The organism is Streptomyces sp. ActVer (assembly GCF_027270795.1).
Taxonomy (GTDB): domain Bacteria; phylum Actinomycetota; class Actinomycetes; order Streptomycetales; family Streptomycetaceae; genus Streptomyces; species Streptomyces umbrinus_A.
Window position 1 is genome coordinate 1 of sequence record NZ_JAPWHT010000660.1, and the last position, 3,980, is coordinate 3,980.

At 69.7% G+C, this 3,980-nt stretch carries 6 protein-coding genes; 4 read left to right on the plus strand and 2 right to left on the minus strand.

The window, feature by feature from the left end; all coding sequences use genetic code 11:
- The 4 genes from O3Q52_RS49935 to O3Q52_RS49950 all read left to right on the plus strand — a co-directional run.
- A partial coding sequence (locus O3Q52_RS49935) for a helix-turn-helix transcriptional regulator (protein ID WP_269655061.1) occupies window positions 1-617 on the plus strand: 617 nt, incomplete at its 5' end.
- A 95-nt stretch (window positions 618-712) separates the two neighbouring features.
- Entirely contained in the window at window positions 713-1,762 is a 1,050-nt protein-coding gene (locus tag O3Q52_RS49940) for a hypothetical protein (protein ID WP_269655062.1), read from the plus strand.
- Window positions 1,763-1,911: 149 nt separating this feature from the next.
- Window positions 1,912-2,202 carry a hypothetical protein gene (locus tag O3Q52_RS49945; RefSeq protein WP_189843271.1) on the plus strand — a complete coding sequence of 97 codons (291 nt, stop codon included), beginning with the start codon at window positions 1,912-1,914 and terminating at the stop codon, window positions 2,200-2,202.
- Window positions 2,203-2,323: 121 nt separating this feature from the next.
- Window positions 2,324-2,749, plus strand: coding sequence for a hypothetical protein (locus O3Q52_RS49950; protein ID WP_269655063.1), 426 nt, complete (start codon window positions 2,324-2,326; stop codon window positions 2,747-2,749).
- Between the two features lie 48 nt (window positions 2,750-2,797).
- On the opposite strand, the gene O3Q52_RS49955 is transcribed toward O3Q52_RS49950, so the two are convergent.
- Complete coding sequence (locus tag O3Q52_RS49955) at window positions 2,798-3,448, minus strand: hypothetical protein (protein ID WP_143640212.1); 651 nt, start codon at window positions 3,446-3,448, stop codon at window positions 2,798-2,800.
- 184 nt (window positions 3,449-3,632) lie between these two features.
- On the minus strand, window positions 3,633-3,980 hold a 348-nt coding region (locus O3Q52_RS49960; protein ID WP_269655064.1), incomplete at its 5' end, for an FCD domain-containing protein.

Consider the following 3,980-nt stretch of genomic DNA (forward strand, 5'->3'; position numbering starts at 1 on the left):
CCCTGGCGGCCGCCGTCGGGGACGCGGCCGTCGCGGAGAAGGCGTTCCGGGCCGCGCTGTGGCACGCCCGCCGCACCGAGGAGCCCTTCGCCCGGGCCCAGGTGCATCTCGCGTACGGGCAGTTCCTGCGCCGAACGTCCAAGCGGGCCCGGGCCGGCGAGCAGTTGCGCGAGGCCCGCGGTCTTCTCGTACGGTTGCGGGCGCGGCCCGATCTGGAGCGCTGCGAGCGGGAGTTGGCGGTTGGCGGCCCTGTGGGCGGTCCGGTCGTTGGTGGTCCGGCCGTCGGAGATGCGCCAGTTGGTGGGCCGGCCGCCGGAAGCGGAAGTGCGCCCGTCGGTGGTCCGGCCGCTGGAGGCGCGGGCGCCGGAGGTCCGGTTGTCCCCGGGCAGGCGCGGCTGCGGACAGGCGCCTCGTCGCTCACCGCGCAGGAGCGGATGGTGGCCGGACGGGTGGTGGCCGGTCTGACCAACCGGCAGGTGGCGCGGGAGCTGGTGATCAGCGTCAAGACCGTGGAGTTCCACCTGGGACGCATCTACGCCAAGCTCGGAGTCCCCTCGCGCACCCGCCTCGCCGCGCTGCTGGCGGGCCAGGAGGTTGCGCTCCCGGGACAGGACTAGGGACTCTCCCGGGTCGTTCCCGAGGTCGTTTCCCGGCATCGGGGCCCTAGCGTCTGTGGCTCGCGCCATCAGTCAAACAGGGGGGAAGAGTTTTCATGGCCGATGACAAGGAACTCGAAGTCACCGACATACCCAGCGCCAAACTCAAGGCGGTGGCCCAGCGGGTCGCGCTGGAGATCCAGCTGGCGGCCGACAAGGTCGCCGCGCACCACGCGGATCCCCGCGCCTACCCGCTGCCGGACGAGGCCGGAAGCGTCGAGCAACTGCTCGCGAGCCGCTTCCGCGTACTGCCCGAGGGACAGCAGAAGCAGGCGGCGGACAAGGTCATGACGGAGCTCGGCGGCGGGGCGGCCCGTCAGAAGCGGCTCGGTGACCTCGCCAAGGTCGACCTCAAGTCCAGGACCGGCATCGAGGCACAGGCCGGCAGGCTGGCGTTCCCGCAGAACCTGAAGTTCCCGGTCCAGGAGCTGGAGCGGATGGCCAAGGCGCTGACCGGAGAGGGGATCGCGTCGGCCGCCGCCGCGAGCGGCGTGGAGCTGCGCAATCTGGAGCTGCGCATCCACCGGGTCAAGTGTGTCAAGGAGACCAGCGAGATCGGCAAGGACGAGATCGACCTCGGCGGTACGTCCGTCGACGAGGACGGCGACACCAAGAAGGTCTCCGCGTTCCGCGTGAAGAGCTTCAGCAGTGGGGTCGTGCAGACGTACTCACCGCCGCGGCGGTTCACGTCCTTCAGCCTCACCGAGAGCAGCAAGGTGACGTTCCCCAAGTCGTACTTCTGCACGTTCGTGCTCGCGGAGATCGACTGGGGCGGCCTCGCGGACTTCCTCAACAACCTGCTCGACAAGGTGAAGGAGAAGGTTGTCACGGCGGTCGCGGCCGCGATCGGTGGCGCGATCGGCGCCTCCGGCGGGCCCGTCGGCATCGCCGTCGGTATCGCGGTGGGCTTCGTGGTCGGCCAGGTCTTCGAGTGGCTGAAGGGCCTGTGGGGCGACGACGTCTTCAAGCCGTACACGGTCAGCTGTGTCATCCACGGCCTGACCAACACGTTCGGCGGCCAGGACAACAGCCCTGACAAGACGGTCACCTTCAGCGGCCACGGCGGCCAGTACCAGTTGACCTACGACTGGCGGAAGTTCAACTGACCGGAGACGAACGCGGCCCAGGCCCTGCCGGAGACGGTGAGGTCTGGGCCGCCGCCTCCGCCCAGGCACAAGAGTGGGCGTACCTCACATGGCGGGCATAGGCTTGATGGTGCAAACGTGCGTGCGTCGATCAGGAGAAGGTGAGCGCGATGCGCGTCATGCTCAAGGCCACTCTGGACACGGAGAAGTCGAACGAAGCGATCCGCAGCGGCAAGATGCCGGAGCTGATCAAGGAGATCCTGGACCATCTCAAGCCCGAGGCGGCGTACTTCGCGCCCTTGGGCGGCCGGCGTACCTGCCTTCTGTTCTTCGATATGCAGGACAGCTCGGAGCTGCCTCCCGTCGGGGAGCCGTTCCTCACCCAGTTCAACGCCGAGGTCGAGGTCTGCCCGATCATGAACGGCGAGGACCTCCAGAAGGGGCTGTCCGAGCTGCGCTGACCGCCGGGGCGTGATGGTGTAGCCCGCTACACCACGGACTCGGGGGGCCGGTCCCTCGTGGCGGCGCGAGTACGACGGAATCGTGGACGGCATCACAAGCCGATCCAGGAAGGCTCATTCCATGGCCGCGAACCGTCGCCCGGTACGCCGTACCGTCACCGTCGTCACCACCCTGGCAGCCGTCACGCTCGCTGCCGGGCTGCTCACCGGATGCGAGGACGACGACCTCGACAACTCGCTGAGCTGCCTCAAGAACGCCGACACGATCGCCGACAGCCTCAAGGCGATCCACGAGGCCGGTGCGGACGCGGTGAAGGATCCCACGCGGACCGACTCGTCCATCGACACCATCGAGAAGAACCTCGACAGGATCAACGACAGGACGGACGGCGACAGCACGAACGACGACAAGGTCGGCAAGGCGGTCGACGACCTCAACGACGCCGTCAAGGACTACAACAAGGCCGTCCTGGACGGCGACACCAGCCCGGACTCCGGCCGGATCGACGCCGCCGCCGACGAACTGACCGACGTCTGCACGTCGTAACGCCGTACAGCAGGGCACCCGTACAGCGGGCCCCGGACGACGGCAGGGCTAGCTGAAGATGATCATCGAGCCCTGCGCCAGGCTCCGCGTCGCCGCCGCGTGCAGCCCCAGCCACACATGCCGTTCGCGGGCGAACGGGCTGGAGTCGAAGGGCGCGGGCGCGGCCGGCTCCTCCAGCTCGGTGGGGGCCATGGGCGGCTGCGGCGCGACGGGCGGCACAGCGGGGTCGATGCCGATCGTCGGGGCGACGAACTCCAGCTCCCGCAGCAGGGCCTGGGACGAGCCCAAGGGGCCCCCGCCCGCGAGGAGTTCGTCGCTCGACAGCGGGTGCGGGAAGTCCACCGGCACGTACGCGCCCGCGTGGTCGTAGTGCCAGACCAGGTGCGACTGCTGGGCCGTGGCGTCGAACATCTCCAGCAACTGCTCGTAGTCGCCGCCCAGTTCGTCGACCGGCGTCACCGCGAGCCCGCACACCTGCAGCAGATACGCGCGGCGCAGGAAGTGCAGCGCGTCGTAGTCGAAGCCCGCGACCGGTGCCACATCGCCGGAGAGGCCCGGCATGTAGGCGTAGACCGGCACCGGCGGGAGTCCGGCCTCGCCCAGGACCTTGTCGTAGAGCGCGAGTTCCTCGGCGAAGGGGTTGTCGGGCGTGTGGCACAACACGTCGACGAGCGGGACCAGCCACAGGTCACAGGCCAACTGAGAGCTCCTCGCGTAGCACGGTGGTCAAGAAAGCGTAATGGGTGCAAGCGCGGTCGGGCCCCGCCGTGAACGTCGAATACCCCACACCTGACGGCCCCACCCCCGCACCCGCCGTTTCCGGCCCCGGATCCTCGGCCCAACCCGGACCACCCACCCGCGCCCTCGGCCGGGATCCTCCGCCCTAGTCCGCCACCAACTGCTCGATCAGCGCCACCGAGTGCGCGTCGTACGCGGTCACGATCGTGTGGGCGGTCGGGGCGTCGCGTTCGGTGAGGGCGTCCACGAGGGCTGTGTGCTCGGCCCACAGGCGGCCGCGCAGGTCGTCGACCCGGCGCAGGTGCTGGACCGCGCACACCCAGGACTGGACGCGCAGCCGGTGCAGGAAGTCGGCGAGGTACGGGTTGCCGAACAGCCCGCTGAGCTCGCGCCAGAAGCGCAGGTCGTAGCCGATGAGGATGTTCAGGTCACCGGCGGCGGCCGCCCGCTGGGCCTCCTCGCCGCGGCGCCGCACCCCGGCGGGCGCGGCACC

Excerpts from the sequence above, each read along its gene's own strand:
- O3Q52_RS49950 (WP_269655063.1), top strand. The coding sequence starts at position 2,324 with ATGGCCGCGAACCGTCGCCCGGTACGCCGTACCGTCACCGTCGTCACC.
- O3Q52_RS49940 (WP_269655062.1), top strand. The coding sequence starts at position 713 with ATGGCCGATGACAAGGAACTCGAAGTCACCGACATACCCAGCGCCAAA.
- O3Q52_RS49945 (WP_189843271.1), top strand. The coding sequence starts at position 1,912 with ATGCGCGTCATGCTCAAGGCCACTCTGGACACGGAGAAGTCGAACGAA.